The sequence below is a fragment of the Flavobacterium sp. P3_A6 genome, from assembly GCF_056403035.1.
This window is the reverse complement of the sequence record NZ_JBFUGG010000001.1, coordinates 430,082-447,469: the sequence shown is the minus strand read 5'-3', so window position 1 is coordinate 447,469 and position 17,388 is coordinate 430,082. Positions and strand designations below refer to the sequence as shown.

Genomic DNA, 17,388 nt, shown 5'->3' with positions numbered 1-17,388 from the left:
CTGTATTTTTGATTAAAATGCTGCGTTTAAGCCAAGTGAAATGGTTCTGCTTCTTGGGTAACTGAAGTAGTCAATTCCAAAAGACTGAATTTCGTTTACCGAAGTTCCTGTGTTAATTTCAGGATCATAACCACTGTATTTTGTAATTACAAATAAGTTTTGTCCTGTTACAGAAAAACGTATGTTATCCATTACATTATCCAGTCCAATTAATTTTGGGCTCAAATTATAGCCCAGTGCTGCATTATTTAATCTTAAGAAACTGCCATCTTCTAAATATCTTGTGGAAACTGTATTGGAATTAGTAGTTGCTTCATTTAAATATTGTGAAGCTCTGTCAGTAGTGTTAAAAGAATTTGCTAAACTTCCTCTATTGAATGATGTCATTGCTACGTGGTTGTAAATTTTATTGCCGCCAGTACCATTAAAATTCAATCCTAAATCAAAATTCTTATATTTAAAATTCAAATAAAAAGCATAAATATAATCTGGTAATGCGCTGCCAGCTACAATACGGTCATTGTCCTGAATCTTACCGTCCTTATTTGTATCTGCAAATTGGTTTAAACCATCAGGGCCAATTCCGATAAAGTCAAGCATATAAAAAGAACCAATAGGATGTCCATTTAGCACCCCGTTTATAGTAGCTCCAGATTGTCCGCTTCCTTGAGCTCCTCCTGTAGTTAATATTTTATAAGGTGAGTCTTCTACTTTGTTTTTTGTAAAAGATATATTTCCACCAATGCTATAAGAGAAATCTTTGCTCTTGTCACTGCTGTAATCTAACGCAACTTCGATACCATTGTTTTTGATCTTCATATTCGGAATGTTTGTCCAATAGGTTGATGCAGGCTGAATAGGATCTACAGGTGCTACTTCTAATAAAATATTATCCGAAATTTTGTTAAAATAATCAACAGTACCCGATAATCTATTATTGAATAAACTAAAATCTAAACCTATATTGGTTTGTGTTGAAACCTCCCATTGAAGATTTGGATTTGCTAAACGAGTATATATTGAACCATAAGGATACCCGCCTAAATCTTTAGTCGCAGGATCTAATGGATAAGTATCATATCCACTGTTACTTTCTGTATAACTTGTTTTGGTTTTTTTAGAAGGAATCTCTTGAGAACCGGTCTGCCCCCAGCTCGCTCTTAGCTTAAGATTGTTAACCGTTTCAGAGTCTTTTAAAAAATCTTCTTTCGTTATATTCCAGCCCAATGCTACAGATGGAAAGTATCCATAACTGTTGTTTGAGCCAAATTTAGTAGACCCATCGGCACGGATGGTTGCTGTAAGCAGATATTTATTTTCATAGCCATAATTTAATCTTCCGAAGAAAGACTGAAGCTCATTTTCTGTAGCGGATGATGATTTGGCTGTAAGCTCAGTTGCTGCTCCTATTTGATTTTTTGGTTCTACACCATTATTCGGAAACCCCTTAAAGCTATAATTCTTTTGATTTAATTGGATTTTCTGATATGAATGGCCTGCTAAAACTGTAAAACTATGAACTTTAACATTAAAATTATACGTTAATGTGTTTTCGTACAAAACATTATTATTGGTAGTGACAATATTGTTCAAAGTACTTACGGTAGTGTTAGTTGCCGATGTATATGGCAAAACCTGTATATCTCTTACAGACATAGAATAATCTACACCAAGATTAAATTTATAAGTTAATCCTTTTATGAATTCATAAGATGGTGCAATATTCGCCAAAATACGATTGTTATTCGTTTCATCAGAATAAATTCTCTGACTGATTATAGGATTCAAAATATCATTACTCAAATTAACATTTGGTTCACCATTAACATAAACTGCATCAGTCGGGTTCATAGTCAGCATGTTCCCCACTATAGTTCTGGCATCTGGTCTTGAATTTTCAAGTTTTGAGGCTGTCATGTTAAAAGCAACATTAAACTTATCGTTCAGTGCTTTTTGACTTAAATTTAAACGTCCTGAATAGCGTTTTAAATCACTATTACTCAAAATACCCTGCTGATTATCTATACCAACTGATGCTGCATACGTTGATTTATCCGTTCCACCGCTCATCGATAAATTAACATTTTTAGAAATGCCGGTTCTGGTCAATTCATCCTGCCAGTCTGTATTTGCTCCGCCATCTTTCAAGCTTCCATTTACCGCAATAACTTGTTTTCTAAATTCATCAGCACTAAAGACATCCACTTTACTGGCTATTGTTGAAAGTCCTGTAGTCATAGAAAGGTTTATTTTAGCCTGCCCTTTTGCTCCCTTTTTAGTTGTTATTACCACCACGCCATTTGCAGCTCTCGAACCGTAAATAGCAGAAGCTGATGCATCTTTAAGTACTTCAATACTTTCAATATCCTGTGGATTAATAAAATTTAGGGGATTTGAAGCAACACCATTACTAGAATTGTCAAGGGCAAATCCGTCTACCACATAAAGAGGTGTTGTTCCTGAACGCAAACTTCCAACTCCTCGAATAATAATATCTTGTGAAGCTCCCGGTTCTCCGCTTGAGGCTGTCACATTAACACCGGCAACTTTACCTTGAATCAGCTGTCCAGCATTGGCCACCACCCCTTTGTTAAAATTTTCACTTTTTACAGAAGAGATAGCTCCGGTTACATCAGATCTTTTTTGGGAACCATAACCTACCACTACTACTTCATTTAAAGTACTAACATTTTCAGTTAGCGCAACAGTCAATTTTTGAGTGTCCGAATAAGGAACTTCTTTTGTTTTAAATCCTAAATAAGAAAAAACTAAAACACCCTGGTTTTGCTGTACTTTAATTTTAAAATTACCGTCAAAATCTGTTGTAACAGATCCTTTTGGCTCTCCTTTTACATAAACAGAAACACCTGGCAATGGTGTTTTTTCGGTATCAGAAACTACAGCTCCTGATACTGAGACCTGCGAATAGGAATATGACATACATCCTAAGGCAAGAATTAACAATGCATAAATTTTTTTCATTTAAATACTTTTTTATGTTTCGCCAAAAGTATTTTAAGCGCCTTGCTAAGTGGGGTAATTTTGATTCATAAAAGAGGATTTTAGATTCAAATTAGGATAAAATTAACGGCAAAAAAGGGGTGTTTTGTTCACTAACATTGAACTAACTTTATGTAAACACAGGGCTAACAAAAATTTTAAGAGAATGCTTTGTATTCTTTAGGACTTTTTCCAAAATATTTCTTGAAAGAGCGCCCAAAATACTTTGGATCATTATAACCACACTCAAAACTGATCTCAGAAACATTTAATTTCTTAGTCCTTAATAGTATCTCCGCCTTTTGTAATCTAAAAGAAGTTATTACATCTGAAGGAGATTGATTTAATGTTTCTTTAAATATACGGTAGCATTTTACCCTCGAAATTCCTAAATGCTCTACGAGTGTTTCCACATTAAAAGATGAGTCCTGAAGCTCCTTTTTTATCATTTCCAAAGCTTGTTTAACCAGCTTGTCATTATTAGTTATCAAAGGATCATCCTCAGTTAAAATTTCAAATATTTTTTGCTGCATTTTATTTTCCTGCTGCGTTTCTTTATTTTTATCAATCAGTGAGGCTATCTTTTTTGAAATAAACGAAGCACTGGCAGGCAATTGAATAAGAGTTTCTATTCCAAGCTCCAATAATTGTTCATGCAGTTCATAATTAATATCTTCAGATATATAAATCAGGGGCATTTTCAGACCTGAATTTTTTCTATTGGAATTTAAAAAATGAACCAGCTCTTTTGAGAATGTTGCTTGATAAAATACCAAGGCAGAAAAGCTTATCTGTTTTACGGCGGAGTTTAAATTAGCCACTGTATTCTCAAAAAGCAAGTGATAATTACTACTCTCCAATACCTGATTTGCGGCAGTATAATCCGATTGATCGCTAAAAACTAAAAACAATTCTTTATCCGAAGATAATTGGTCCTGACTGTTAAAATGCTTCCACGAAATTGTTTCTTTCATTTTTAAATTTTCGAAAGCAAATTCTAAAGGAATTTGCAAAGTACTTTTAAATTTCCAATCCGAATTATCAAAAAATTCCCCTTTTAAGTCTTCCAATAATACATGCAGCGCTTTTAAATAAGGACTGTAATGTAAAATATTATGCCAATTATTTTTTAAAATTATGCTATCAGAAACTACAGTGACTTTTAAAAAATTATTTTCATACCCAATTTCGATATTTAAAGTACTGTCTGTTTCAGAATATTTACTGATATCATTGAAAAAATACTGCAATAATAACTTTAATCGCAATACATCTATGGATACAAAATTAGGCGAATTGTCAATTTCACAATTTAAGTTAACCTGATTGCGCTGCAGCTCTTTTTTTAATTTTTGAATGCTATTCTTTAAAATAGGAAACAGATTAATTGCTGATTTTTTTACAGGACCAATATCTTTAACATAACTTAAATAATTCCATCCCGAAATAAGATCGGCCAGTTTACCTGATTGAAAAAGTAAATCCCGCTCTGCTTCGTTATCTTTTTTATGTGAACTTGAGATTTTAATAATCTTAGCAATTGGATCTTGAAATTCTGCCAGCATAAATGCCCTGAATTTTTCTATTTCAAAATTTTCGTTTTTAAGATCGCTATGAAGCCTTAAAAGTTTTTCTTTCTGCTCTAGTATTTTTTTGTTCTTTTCATCCAGTTTTTCATTAATTGCCTGCAAATCTTTTTTCTGACTTTCAATAACTGCAGTTCGGGCCTGTATTTTTGCCACCAGATATTTTTGCTGCGCTGCAGCAGTTTTATTTTTAAGATAAATCAACAGCATACTGCTAATTAGAATAATAACCGATAGTAAAATATAAAACAGAACAGTCTCATAAAATGCTTTACTGATATGGAGAGTAAAAAATACCGGTTTAACAATTCCATTTTCGCCTTGTTTAATCAAAAAATGATAATCTCCTGAAGATAAATTGGCATATTCTATTTTTTTGGCATCTTGCAATAAAATCCAATTTTTATCTCTTCCTTCTAATTTGTAATAGATTACAGCTTTACTTTCTTTAGGAAATACAATAGGCATTATTTCAATTTCTAATTCATTATTAGTGAAACTTTTTTCTATTGCAGGTAAATAATTTTCGTTGCCATCGACAGTTAATTTAATTTTTTCGTCAGAATTATTGGAGTGTATATTGATAGGATTGAAATAATTAAGTCCATTTACCCCACCAAAAAATAAAAGCCCTTTATTATCCTTATAGTAGGCTCCTTCTGAAAATTCCGGTGCCTGCCAACCATGATTTGGATTATAAGAAGTGATTTTAAAAGTTTTTTTATCAATAGATGCAATTCCTTTAGTGGTACTAATCCAAACCTTATCTCCGTTATCGATAAGACCATACACCATATGACTTGGAAGACCATCAGCCTCAGCAATATTTTTAACCAATCCCTTTTTTTTATTAAAAATACTGACACCGCCTAAGGAAGCAATCCAATAATTATCTGTAGTCTTGTCAATCAGGACAGAATAAACACTATTACCTAAAATCCCCTGCTGTTTTGAAATTTGGTTTACACCATTAGTATTTAAATTAAAGATGATAACGCCATTATTTTCAGTGGCTAAAATTAAATTCTGTTTATCTTTTTTAACGCACCTAATGTGGTATTTATTAAGCGTTTTTTGTCCTTTAAAGCTTTCAAATTTTTCAGTTGCCAAATTATATTTAGCCAAACCTCCCCAACAGCCTATCCAAAGCTGTTTATTTTCATCTTCATAAATAGAATACGATCTGTTATTGGGCAGTTCTTTGATGTTTTCCGCCTCATAACAAGTATATTTAGTTCCGGAAATATGTATTATTCCTTTATATGTTCCCACCCAGATTGTTCCGTCACTCGCCGTAAACAAACTCCTGACTCTTTCCCAATCCGGATTTAAAACTGCTTCATTTATCATATACTTTTCGTAACAATGACTTTTTACATTGTAGTGATAGAGCCCATTTGTGTAATAACCAAGCCAGGTCTTTCCATTTGCGTCTTTAGTAATGGCTCTAACAGTTTCCGTTGGTAAATTAGGATGTTTTACAGGATGCGGCACTATTGTATTTATCATTTCTGACCCCGCATAAGCCATACTTAAGCCACCATCTTTTTGCCCTAACCAAATGTTCCCGAAAGCATCTTTGTGGAGCGTTTCTATTTCATTGCTGTTAAACGAATAAGGCAAATATAAATCAGATGTCAAATGTTGAATGCTTTTATTAGCATCATTAGCAATAATATACAGTCCATTTTTTCGGGTAGCATACCAAATGTTTCCTGCTTTATCCCTTAAAACGTCATTGATAATAAGTTCAGGATATTTTTTTAACAAGATGCTTTTCAAACTTTTAATGTCATTTTTTTTTATAGAACTGTAAGGCATCTCAAAAAAGGCTCCTTCTTTAAATTCATAGTAAGCAGCACTTGTTTGCACTACGATATTTCCCTTTTGAGAAAATTGAAAGTTTTTTGGAATGTCTTTAAACTTGAATTTAACAAATTCACCATTTCCAATATATCTGTTTACATCACCTTCTTTAGTTATGAGCCAGATAAAGCCAGTATTATCCCTTGCTAGTTTCGCGATATAATCGCTGGATATTGCTTTGGGGTCATTAAAATTGTGCTTGAAAATTTTAAAATTATAGCCATCATAATAATTTAATCCATCCCATGTAGCAATCCAAAGTCCACCGTTTTTATCATTTTCAATATCAATTACCGAATTATTCGATAGCCCTTGATTTGTTGTAAAATTCTCAAACTTTATTTGTTGTCCAAATGACTGTACTGTAATAAAACATAGTACAAATAACCTTGTAATCATTTATTTGTTTTTAACCAACAAGGATACAATCACAAGTTTATCTGAACATAAATTGTGTGTTAAATTTTGAAATAGGTATCAATTGATCCAAAAAGTCATGAAGAGGAGCATCTGTAAAATGGAAAAAACATATATTATGCAATACAATATTTTTTAAATACATGAAGCATCTTCATTTATAAGTAAGTTATAGCGGGAGTTCGTTATTCTTTTATAATTATACTATTTAGTGATATATAATCATCACTGCTTCCATAGTCCGATTTCCTTTTATCGCTCCATTTACTGTGGACTCCCCTGACAGTAACAGTTAAAATATAATTACCTTTTTTTAATATTGGACTGAGGTACAATAATGATTGGACTTCATACTTACTATAATTATCTATAATCGCCGATGCCATAACTTTTCCATTAATATCAGTAAGAACAACATCTGCGTACCCCCCGACTTGGTTTGCGGTACCATAAAATCCTATTTGTTTTCCTTTAAAAGAAAGAGAGAAGTTATCACCCTTCATTTTGGAAGTTGTCTGTTCAGGCTCTTTTTCTCTGCTTTCCCAAGAACCTTCATATTTAATTGACGTATCTTTATGACCTATAGTTTTCATTTTGAAACCGGAAGAAATTACTTTACCCGTTTTTATATCAATCTGCCAAGATTCTTTATAATCTGGTAAAGAAATTGTCTCACCAGATACTATTAGTGGCTGCCAAACGTAAGTAGCTGCCGATGCCTGATAAGGATATGACCATCTATCACCCATATAAAGAAAGGTAGTCTGGTTAGTTCCAACAACTGGAAGTACAAAGCTACATTGAGAATTCCATGTTAGCGTGCCCTCGGGTGCAAACTTTCCATGTGATATCCAAGGACCTTTAAGTGAAGTTGAAGTATAATAAAAATTATCATTGCGTTCCCAGCTTGTAAGATCTGAAGCAAGCCAAAAATAAACACTGTCTTTTTTAAATATAACAGGTGATTCACTTCCATACCATTTATTATCTACAACCTCTTCAGTAATACTTTTATAATCATCATTCAATTTATACAGAAGTCCGCTGTGTATTATAAGGTATCCCAAACCATCGTTGTCTTGAAAAGTCCCCATATCCCATTTTCGAATAGATTTACCGTTAAAAAGTAATGGACCTTTAAATTCATAGGGGCCAGTAATCTTTTTTGCTGTCGCATATCCTACAAACTGATCTTTATAATTGAGAGTATCAACATGCATTAGCATTATATACTCTCCTGTTTTAGGACATTTTAATACCTTGGAACGTTCACCAACATGACCTGGACCAAGTTTACCTTTCTTTTGAACAGGAAGTGCAAGACTTTCAAATTTCCAGTTGTAAAGATCATCAGATGAATAACAGTTAAATCCCGCAAACTCAGGACTATCATCAAAATGTTTCTCCCCAAACAAATAAAACTTGCTGTTATCTTTAATAATATTAGCCCCATGTGCACTTACTGGGTTACTCTTTTGATCAAACCATGTTATACCACTATAAATAGCTTCATACTTTTTGGTTTGTGCATAGACAAAAGCACTTATTAATAAGGTAAAAGAAAACGCGACGATCTGTCGTAATTGTTTCATGTGAGTTTAAGCAATTTTACAAAATATAAAGAATCTTTTTCAATAGAAGATCTTAATAAATTTTATGTATAACTAAGAACAACTCAAAATTAAACCATTACCTGTTTATAACTATCATGGTCTGTCATGGCAGTAATTTTTATGAATGTAATAATTTAAAATATTGCTTAATATCAATAAAAATTTAAAGACTGGATTTATGGGGTTCTGTCGCACCTAACAATTTAAAACATAAGAAATCTGAGAATAAAATTTTACGACGCTAACTTACAGATAGATTTAAACATAGTTCTCCCATGATTCTCCAGCTCGTGCCAACTCGGTGTTTTCTCATCAATCATCATCTGTGACTCAATAAACGGAGCAAATTTGTATACCCAGCGCTGGATCGTCGCATGATCAACCTGAATACCTCTTATTTTCATTATCTCCTCAACGTCTCGATAACTCAATGTAAATCTTAATTTGAAATATACTGCCTGAAGAATTATATATTTTGGATAACAGTGACCTTTGATGTTCATTTTTAAAGTTTTTCAATCTAAAGATAAAAGCTATATTTTAAATGCAACAGAACCACCATTTACGGAAGAACCGATGCTACAGAGCAATTAATCCTGTCATTAAAAAAGCCCGAACATTTCTATTCGGGCTTGATTAAATAACCTAATGCAAAACCAAAACACTAATTATTGTTTTATAAATGACCTGTTTACAATATTTCTTCCTGTTTGAATTTTTAACAAATAAATGCCTTTAAGCAAATAATTGCAGTTGTATGGGATATCAATTTTGCCTTCGTCATAAATCTTATCAGTAATAACATCTAATTTTCGTCCATTAATGTCGAACAATAAAATGGTTACTTTTTCTTTTTGAGTTTGCATAAAAGAAATGGTTAAGTTTCCTTCTGTTGGATTTGGATAGACCTTTAATTCAAAGTCAAGATTCTCTTCCACTTTAGAAGTAGAGATCTTATTTGTTGCATTTGAAACAAATTCAATGTAATCCAAAATACAAGGATCTGATGAACTAACACGCGTTGCATAAATTTCAATACTGTCACCATTAGCAACAGCTACATTAGAGAAATTCTTCAAATACCAACCAACACTTGTTGCATTGCAATTCCACGACTGATCCAGTTTTATAGTAGCACCCGTTTTAATAACAAGTCTAAAAGTTCCGCTGTAAGCAGTTGATTTATCATACCATGGGACATTTATATTGTAATTGCCTGTAGCTCCGTTAAATGTTGTAGCGCTTCCACGAACACCACTACCGCCACTGTATTTACCATTTCCTCCTGAAAATTGGCTGGATGGAAGACCGCTTATCCCATTTGATAAATTTGAATATCCCGATACAGCAGACAAATTTTCAAGTTCTATACGCGTGGTGGTGCCACCAGTCTGTATCAAGTTGAAATTTGCAGTAATGCTTTGGTTTGCAGTCATACTAACATTTATAGATGTGGTCGTTCCTAAAACAGTCGCTCCTGAAGTCCAATTTACAAACTGATAACCTGTTGTAGGAGCTGCAGTCAAAGTAACATTTGTTCCGCTGGCATAAGTGCCCGAAGATGGTGAAACGGTTCCTGAACCAATTGGTGAAATGATAGTAGAAAGAGTATATGAGCTACTCGTACATGTAGGTGTTGCAGTAAGGGCCATTTGTGTGGCTGTAAAATTTGCGAATGTTGTATTAATGTCAATATTAGAAGAGTCAGTAGCTCCTTTCCCATCACAATCTGCTCTACCATTTCTCCAATACGGAAACTGCAAATAAACACCTGCGGTGGAACAACTGCCAATTTCAGCATCACCACCAACTACAACCGAACCACCAAAATCTCCTGCGAATAACATCGCATTTCCTTTAATATTGGCTGTATTTGTAACTGATCCCCCTTCCATCCAGGCATTTCCTTCAACTATTGCACTACTTGATAAAGTTGCATTGTACACACATGCATTATCTCTGACAATAGTATTACCGCTAATAGTACCTCCATCAACCATTGCATACCCATCTATACGAGCATTCCCCGAAATAGTCCCGCCTCTAACAACTGCATAAGGACCAACATATACTGTTGAAGCTACAGTAGCATTATTGGATACCCATCCGCCACCGTTAGAATGCAAATGTCCATTTGTTTTTAGAAACGACCTAAAATCGGCAGCTGGCTGATATCCTTCAGGAGTTGCATTAGCAATTTTTAATTCATAAGGATATCTTCTTTGTTTCGGATAACCCTCATCCATATTATAGTTTACGTGTACTTTTGGTGCAGAAGACACTACTAGGAAAATATTAGATTCAGTTGAAGTGTCAAGACTAAATGATGCTTCTCCATCTGAATTATACATGGGACTGTAGCGAGATATTGTACCATCAGATTTAGTGGTTACAAAACCATATCGCCACCCCGCTTGGGTCGGATTTACCTCTGCATGCCCTTTGAATTTAATAGTAACTTGCTTTTGAGTGCCCGCACATGTCGGATATAACGGAATTACATTCATTCCATAATCTTGTGGAGCCCAGTCGTTATTTGTATAAAATTGATCCGTTGTACCCGCTACTTTTGTAAGAAGAGTATATTGTCTGCTTGTATAACGAGGCATATTATCTTTTATGCTTTTATATACATTTCTGATTGTCATTCCAAAATTACTGGTTGTATTTATTTGTGAGTTCCATTGAATAGGATAGTCAAATGCAGGTTGACGTTGCGCATAACCCCAGAGATAATCGTCGAGTTGTTCCTGTGTAAAGCCTTTTAATCTCTTAATTGTTTCCAGTGGATGTTCTTCATTTTTGGATTCTGCCCACATTCTTCTTGTGAAATCAAAGCCCTCTTTTTCCTGAACATAATACATGAGATGAAAATTCGTATAATGATGTCGATTTGATGACCACATAAAGTGCCTAGTCTGTATCCATCGAGTTAAAGTGCCATCAATCTCTGACCATTGAGGGTAAGCTTGAGCACGCATAAAATTAGCATGGCCTTCAAAGAAGGGACCTGCCCAATCATAACCCGTAAATGCAGTTCCATTACCAGGGTTTTCCTGAATATGCATCATCATTTGTAGCGTGTGGGCAAACTCATGAGATAATGCCCCGCCATCTCTAGTTGCCTCAGGGTGTACAAACATAGCACCGATGGTATTACTAAATGAACTAGCTTGAGCAAAAGCTTCTAATCGAGGATCTGTTGAATTCCAAGTATTCATCATCATAATAATGATTTTGTACTTTCCTAAATTTGTTGTGGCAGCATTATTAACAAAATGCAAATCGGTTATATACCTCTTAAAAGTATATTCAAGTGTATCCGCAACCGATTTAGGAGTAAACCGTAAAGAAGCATCAGAATAGGTAGATGGATTGGTACCAACTTTATCACCCCAGTAAACTACAAAATTTGTAGATTCATATTTTCTGGTGTTTGATACTTTATTATAAAATTCATTATTTGGGTCGCTCCATTCTGTGGGAGTAAAAAGCGTTTTCTGAGCAATTGCAAAATAGCTGCAAAGAAAAAGGACGACTAGCAAAAAAAGTTTTTTCATAGTATATCTAATTATTTAGTTAAGAACATAAGTTCTTTGTAAATATAAATATCAAATTATAGTTTTTATAAGACAATATTAACCATATTTAATACTATTTTACTTAATTATATTAGTTATCCCTATTTTAAATTATTCCCTTACTAACTACCAATCAATAAGTTAAAAAACTCATATCCTTTAAAAGCAACTAGAGATCAGAAGAGTTTGTTCTAATATTTTAGTAAGATTAAATCTATTATTTTTCATCAAAAAGTATATACTTACCACAAATTCCTTTTTCGTGATATATTAGGAACTGGACAATTAATTTCAATAGAATTTGATGACAAGAAAGATATCTTTAGCGGTTTTCTTATTAATTGGACTGAAGATTGGATTTTAATAAAAAATAATCCTGCTGATTTCATAATTGATGGCTATACAATATTAAAAAACAAAAATGTAAAGTCAATTATTCAAGACAAGGATCATGAATTCACAGAAAGAGTAATTAAGCTTAAAGGTTTAAAAACATGTGCGGAGGAAATAATTCCGCTTAAAGATCTGCCTTCAATTATAAATTTTATAGCAGACAAATATGGGATTTTTCAGATTGCAAAAAGCGGTTTATCTTGGTAAGCTCATAGAACAGAATGAGGAAGAACTGGTAATGGATTTTTTGGGAACCGAAGGTAAATGATTAAGCTTCATAGATAGACCGTGTATAGGACAATAAAAAAAACTTTGGAAAAATCCAAAGGGCTATAAGTTGGAATCTTATTTTTTTTGATTCCTCAACAGAAACTTTTCTAAACTCTTTCAAAAGTTTTTCCAGCTCCAAAATTGATTTACGGGCTCTTGTCCCTGATGCTCTATTTTCTTTGATAGAGTGCTAGCTGTTGATCTTTTGGGTGAAAACAAGCACTGAACCCCAGTTTATAATTCATGACTGTAATTTTCACAAGGCATAGTTTACTCAAAATATATACCTTTATAGCCGTCTAGATTACTAAGAAAGATTGCAATATGATATCAAAACTGCTATATTTTATTTCAGCTAAAGTTAAATTAACAGATAGAGACACTGAGCTTTGCAAAAGATATTTTGAAGCGGTATCATTTCCCAAAAACAGTGTGATTGAAGAGGACGATAAAGTTCCAAAATACTTATATTATATTGTTTCTGGCTATCTGCGCTTATACCATTACAATGAATCGGGTGAGGAAGTGACGACGCATATTAACTGCCCGCCGGGATTTTTCACCTCTTATTCCAACTTTATAAGCCAGCAAAAATCCAATGAGAAAGTTGAATGCATAACAGCCTGTGAATTGTTGAGAATTACAAAAGATGATTTGGACAGCTTAACAAGCGAAAGCCCTGCAATAAAAGATTTTAGCATAATAATCTTTCAGCAGTCCATTGCCTACAATGAGAATCGCTCAAGAGAATTAGCGGTTTTATCCGCTGAGCAGCGGTATCGTAAACTCATGGCACAACAGCCCTCCATACTCAAGTATGTACCCATCGCCCAGATTGCTTCCTTTCTTGGAATGAAACCCGAAAGTTTAAGCCGCATACGAAAAAAAATAATTAACTAACAAATGTTAACTGTAAGCCTATAGCCTTTAAAGATCTTTGTGTTATCAAATAAAAAAAAATAATGATGACACAAAAAAATTTAGCATTGGTATCAGGGGCAAATGGGCATTTAGGGAATAACTTAGTTCGATTTCTTATCAAAAAGGGAATCCCGGTTAGGGCGGCTGTCCGCAATAGTAATAATAAATTGCCTTTTGCCGGCATAGATTGCGAAGTGGTACAAGCAGATATAACTGATAAAGCTTCATTTGTAAAGGCCTTGCAGGGAGTGGAAACTTTTTATGCAGTGGGTGCTGCCTTCAAACTGTGGGCAAAGAATCCGAGAAAAGAGATTTACGATGTTAATATGCAAGGAACACGCAACACCATTGAAGCAGCTGCCGAAGCTGGTGTTAAAAAAATTGTTTATGTAAGTTCTATTGCTGCATTAAATTATTCCCAATTACCTACAAAAGAAAGTTACGGCTATAATCCTGATAGACGTGATATGTACTACAATTCTAAGAATGACGGCGAAAAATTAGCTTTTGAATTAGCAGATCAATTAGGTATAGAGTTGGTAGCTGTTATGCCGGCAGCAATGATTGGCAGCGAAGCATTTCTTCCGTTGAATGTTTCTTATGGCATATTGAAATTAATCTTGAACAAAGAAATTCCCGTCGATACAAAGATCACCTTGAATTGGATAGATGTTAAAGATGTGGCAGAAGGTTGTTATCTGGCAGCGGCAAAAGGACGTAATGGAGAACGATATATTTTGGCTAATGAACAGTGCATGACCATTACAGATACGACCAAATTAGCCAATACGCTGTATCCTGAATTACAACTGAAAGTTCCGCGTTCAGTTCCAAAATCCATTCTCTTTGCTATTGCGGGTATGATGGAATTCAGTGCCAGACTAAATGGAAAAGCTCCAGTATTAACCAGAAAAGATATTGCAATGTTTTCAGGGCTGCAACAAAATTTTGACATTTCAAAAGCGAGAACAGAACTGGGATTTAATCCGAAAAAACCGGAACAGGCAGTAACCGAAGCACTGCGCTATCTTTCTGAAATTAAGCCATTATTGATGAAGCAGTAAAAAAATCAGCTAATCGGAGTCCCATTTTACTGCTAGTAATAATGGACTGAGCCTTATAAGGAAGATGTAGAGAACAATAAAAAAAGCCCTCTGGAAAAATCCAAAGGGCTATAAGTTGAAATCTTATTTTTTTGATTCTTCAACAGAAACTTTTCTAAACTCTTTTAAAAGTTTTTCCAATTCCAAAGTCGATTTACGAGCTCTTAGTCCAGCCGCTTTAACACCTTTCTCAATAAGAGACTCAGATTCTGTTTTGAATGTTTCGAATTCGGCGTTGATTTTTGCAACTAAATCTTTCATAATAATATTTTATTAAATTAGCCCGCAAGTCATATTTCCAATACCTTGAGCGAAGAGTTCGCGGTTAACCAGCAACTATTCGGTTGCTCCTGTCTAATTTGTCGACGGCTTCAATGCAAAGTAAAGTCTCTAAAGTGGCAATTAATCCAATAATAAGCCCGTTTTTCAATTGCTACAGTAGAAAATAGTTTCATAAAATCAGGGGCTAAGCTCTTAAAAAAATATTGGTTGTAATTCCTTACAACAACCAAAAGCGGGACAGGGATAGCCTTCATTTTTTTTTTGCAAAAGGCTGACCGGAGTAAAAGAAAGATAATCAGGGAAATTACTGTAATAAGAATTGCTCACTTTGTTATATGATGATTTAATTGGCTAAAATTTTCAAATGAATGCTGCAAAGAAAACAAATTAAAGAAACCTCTTGTCCAAAAGTCGGGCTGGTCATAACCGAGAGCTAAAGGAATTTGCTTTAAAATAAGCATAATTCCAATTGCTGCCAACATTCCCTTAATAACTGATGACGGAAAATAATTGGTAATAGCCCCGCATAAAGAGACGCCCCTGATGCCTAATCTATCCCCTGACAAAACAGGAATGCAACAAAGAAAACGGAAAGTCCAGCCGGAAAGTCGTGTCTAAACCAAATTATTCGATAATTTTAATGGCACGCTTCATCGGGTTATTAAAATTATTCCATTAAAGACAGAAGTCCAAAATTGTTTGAATGTTCCTTATGGAGTTATTTTCCTAAAACGCATCATAGGAATATCATCGATCATCAAGTTTAATTTTCCCTCCTTATCGATGTTGTACTTGCTTATTTTTTTTATGGTATTTAAAAAGAATTTTTCTCCTTCACCACAATACATCATTGTTGTTGGGCCCGGATCTCCGAATGAGATTTTGTCACCGCTGAATGTATAGTCTGCGGAATAACCATTACAACTGTCATTTCCTTCTACTTTTTTTAAAGTAGGATTAAATGAAATTTGTGGTTTTTTGTCAGGAAACAAGCCGTCGAAAGCAATCAGGGGCTCCGAAAGGTATTCCAACTCCCAGATATTATTAAAGAGACTTTCGCTTGTCATTTGCCTCGTTGAGGAACAAGAAGCAAAAAAAAGTACCAGCATAAATAAGACAATATGTTTTTTTGGTTTCATAATTAAGCGGTTTCGGGATTATTTTTTTTAATTCCAATTAGAGTTAAAACGCTCATTATAAAGACCGTTAAAATCAAGACCAATGTAGCATTTATCAGGGTATTCCCAAAGCCGATTTCAGATATATTCAAAAAAGGATAGGGATAAAAATCAGAAAAATAACCCCTTATAAAAATAAATATAATGTAAATTATCGGGTAACAGAGCCAAATAATTACAGATTGAATTTTGGAATCGTTTCGTTCCGCATAAAAGAACCAATAAAGAAAGGTACACAACGGAATAATTGTATGTAATAATTCATCTACAACGAGTTGAAGTCCCGTTGGCTCCCAAGTGCTTCTCAATACTACCTGATAAACAAGACCAACTATAAGAATAAATGCGGTTAGAGCAGTAAATATCCCACTTTTATAAAATAAGCCAAAACTCTTTTTAGAAAGGTTAAATAATTTGACTGTAAAAAATAATGCCACAAGTATATTTGTCAATATCGTGAAGAAACTAAAAAAACGCAGGATGGTTTCAGGAATGTCAGCCTGTCTATTTTGAATTATCAGCACAAATTGAGCCACAATGGAAAACCATCCAAGAGAAAAAACAATTACTTCATATACTTTTTTCATTTTTTTATTTAAATATATGGCCTCTTTTATATAGTGCAACTTTACTTACTACTAAGATATAAAATTTTAACCCTCTAATACGCTCTTATTTTGATACATTCAAAGATTCTTTTTTGCAAACGCCAGTTAGCAGATACCCTCTTCTATCCAAAAACTTTTGCTCCCTTTCCTGTGGTTATCAAACTAAATAAACTTTCTTGTATAAGTTGTCTCCAAGCGTTTGAACAGTCACCGAAACATTCAACTTCAGGAACTAAACCCAAATGAGTGAAACGGATTTGGGTTTTGTTATTCATTTCAGAGATTTCAAAAATAATTTTTGTTCCTGTCCATTCGCTTTTGGTTTTAGTAAAACTCAGTTTACTGTCAGTAATAAGCCATACTACTTTTTCGTTTGGGACAACCTCAACTACTTTTTGTTTTGAAAAATGAATATCTTCCATACGATAGGCAAACTCATCATTGAGCTTGTCTGTGCTGCCTTCAATTTCCCCTTGCCACCAGCCACGAACATTATTGATGGCATTAAAAACTTCTTTTACCGAATTGTCAACTAAAAGGGTTGTACTATAATTTGATGCTGTCATTTTT

General features: G+C 34.0%; 11 protein-coding genes and 1 pseudogene. 2 read left to right on the top strand and 10 right to left on the bottom strand.

Annotated features, from left to right (window positions below; all coding sequences use genetic code 11):
- Positions 1–12 precede the first annotated feature (12 nt).
- The 5 genes and pseudogenes from AC1DVP_RS01815 to AC1DVP_RS01795 all read right to left on the bottom strand — a co-directional run.
- Positions 13–2,982: a SusC/RagA family TonB-linked outer membrane protein gene (locus tag AC1DVP_RS01815; RefSeq protein ID WP_477181847.1), complete on the bottom strand. Its 2,970-nt coding sequence runs from the start codon at positions 2,980–2,982 to the stop codon at positions 13–15.
- 176 nt (positions 2,983–3,158) lie between these two features.
- Positions 3,159–6,851: a two-component regulator propeller domain-containing protein gene (locus AC1DVP_RS01810; protein WP_477181846.1), complete on the bottom strand. Its 3,693-nt coding sequence runs from the start codon at positions 6,849–6,851 to the stop codon at positions 3,159–3,161.
- A gap of 203 nt (positions 6,852–7,054) precedes the next feature.
- Entirely contained in the window at positions 7,055–8,461 is a 1,407-nt protein-coding gene (locus AC1DVP_RS01805) for a family 43 glycosylhydrolase (RefSeq protein WP_477181845.1), read from the bottom strand.
- 689 nt (positions 8,462–9,150) lie between these two features.
- Entirely contained in the window at positions 9,151–12,042 is a 2,892-nt protein-coding gene (locus AC1DVP_RS01800; protein WP_477181844.1) for a DUF6055 domain-containing protein, read from the bottom strand.
- Between the two features lie 763 nt (positions 12,043–12,805).
- A pseudogene (locus AC1DVP_RS01795) lies at positions 12,806–12,898 on the bottom strand (histone H1); the annotation flags it as partial.
- 152 nt (positions 12,899–13,050) lie between these two features.
- Between AC1DVP_RS01795 and AC1DVP_RS01790 the strand changes: the two are divergent.
- Together AC1DVP_RS01790 and AC1DVP_RS01785 are read left to right on the top strand one after the other, a co-directional pair.
- On the top strand, positions 13,051–13,626 hold the full coding sequence (locus tag AC1DVP_RS01790) for a Crp/Fnr family transcriptional regulator (protein ID WP_477181843.1): 576 nt from the start codon (positions 13,051–13,053) through the stop codon (positions 13,624–13,626).
- Positions 13,627–13,688: 62 nt separating this feature from the next.
- On the top strand, positions 13,689–14,711 hold the full coding sequence (locus AC1DVP_RS01785) for an NAD-dependent epimerase/dehydratase family protein (protein WP_477181842.1): 1,023 nt from the start codon (positions 13,689–13,691) through the stop codon (positions 14,709–14,711).
- Positions 14,712–14,834: 123 nt separating this feature from the next.
- On the opposite strand, the gene AC1DVP_RS01780 is transcribed toward AC1DVP_RS01785, so the two are convergent.
- The 5 genes from AC1DVP_RS01780 to AC1DVP_RS01760 form a co-directional block, all read right to left on the bottom strand.
- Positions 14,835–15,011 (bottom strand): histone H1, encoded by a 177-nt coding sequence (locus tag AC1DVP_RS01780; protein ID WP_477181841.1) that lies wholly within the window; start codon positions 15,009–15,011, stop codon positions 14,835–14,837.
- 344 nt (positions 15,012–15,355) lie between these two features.
- A complete protein-coding gene (locus AC1DVP_RS01775; protein ID WP_477181840.1) occupies positions 15,356–15,598 on the bottom strand; it encodes a SulP family inorganic anion transporter in 243 nt (80 codons plus the stop codon).
- 144 nt (positions 15,599–15,742) lie between these two features.
- Entirely contained in the window at positions 15,743–16,171 is a 429-nt protein-coding gene (locus AC1DVP_RS01770) for an META domain-containing protein (RefSeq protein WP_477181839.1), read from the bottom strand.
- Positions 16,172–16,173: 2 nt separating this feature from the next.
- Positions 16,174–16,797, bottom strand: coding sequence for a Pr6Pr family membrane protein (locus AC1DVP_RS01765; RefSeq protein WP_477181838.1), 624 nt, complete (start codon positions 16,795–16,797; stop codon positions 16,174–16,176).
- 143 nt (positions 16,798–16,940) lie between these two features.
- Positions 16,941–17,384, bottom strand: a complete 444-nt coding sequence (locus tag AC1DVP_RS01760) for an SRPBCC domain-containing protein (RefSeq protein WP_477181837.1) — start codon at positions 17,382–17,384, stop codon at positions 16,941–16,943.
- Between the last annotated feature and the right edge of the window lie 4 nt (positions 17,385–17,388).

What these genes read in the sequence shown, in the direction of transcription:
- AC1DVP_RS01810 (WP_477181846.1), bottom strand. Translation starts at nt 6,851, where the DNA reads ATGATTACAAGGTTATTTGTACTATGTTTTATTACAGTACAGTCATTT.
- AC1DVP_RS01800 (WP_477181844.1), bottom strand. Translation starts at nt 12,042, where the DNA reads ATGAAAAAACTTTTTTTGCTAGTCGTCCTTTTTCTTTGCAGCTATTTT.
- AC1DVP_RS01785 (WP_477181842.1), top strand. Translation starts at nt 13,689, where the DNA reads ATGATGACACAAAAAAATTTAGCATTGGTATCAGGGGCAAATGGGCAT.
- AC1DVP_RS01765 (WP_477181838.1), bottom strand. Translation starts at nt 16,797, where the DNA reads ATGAAAAAAGTATATGAAGTAATTGTTTTTTCTCTTGGATGGTTTTCC.
- AC1DVP_RS01815 (WP_477181847.1), bottom strand. Translation starts at nt 2,982, where the DNA reads ATGAAAAAAATTTATGCATTGTTAATTCTTGCCTTAGGATGTATGTCA.
- AC1DVP_RS01780 (WP_477181841.1), bottom strand. Translation starts at nt 15,011, where the DNA reads ATGAAAGATTTAGTTGCAAAAATCAACGCCGAATTCGAAACATTCAAA.
- AC1DVP_RS01805 (WP_477181845.1), bottom strand. Translation starts at nt 8,461, where the DNA reads ATGAAACAATTACGACAGATCGTCGCGTTTTCTTTTACCTTATTAATA.
- AC1DVP_RS01760 (WP_477181837.1), bottom strand. Translation starts at nt 17,384, where the DNA reads ATGACAGCATCAAATTATAGTACAACCCTTTTAGTTGACAATTCGGTA.
- AC1DVP_RS01770 (WP_477181839.1), bottom strand. Translation starts at nt 16,171, where the DNA reads ATGAAACCAAAAAAACATATTGTCTTATTTATGCTGGTACTTTTTTTT.
- AC1DVP_RS01790 (WP_477181843.1), top strand. Translation starts at nt 13,051, where the DNA reads ATGATATCAAAACTGCTATATTTTATTTCAGCTAAAGTTAAATTAACA.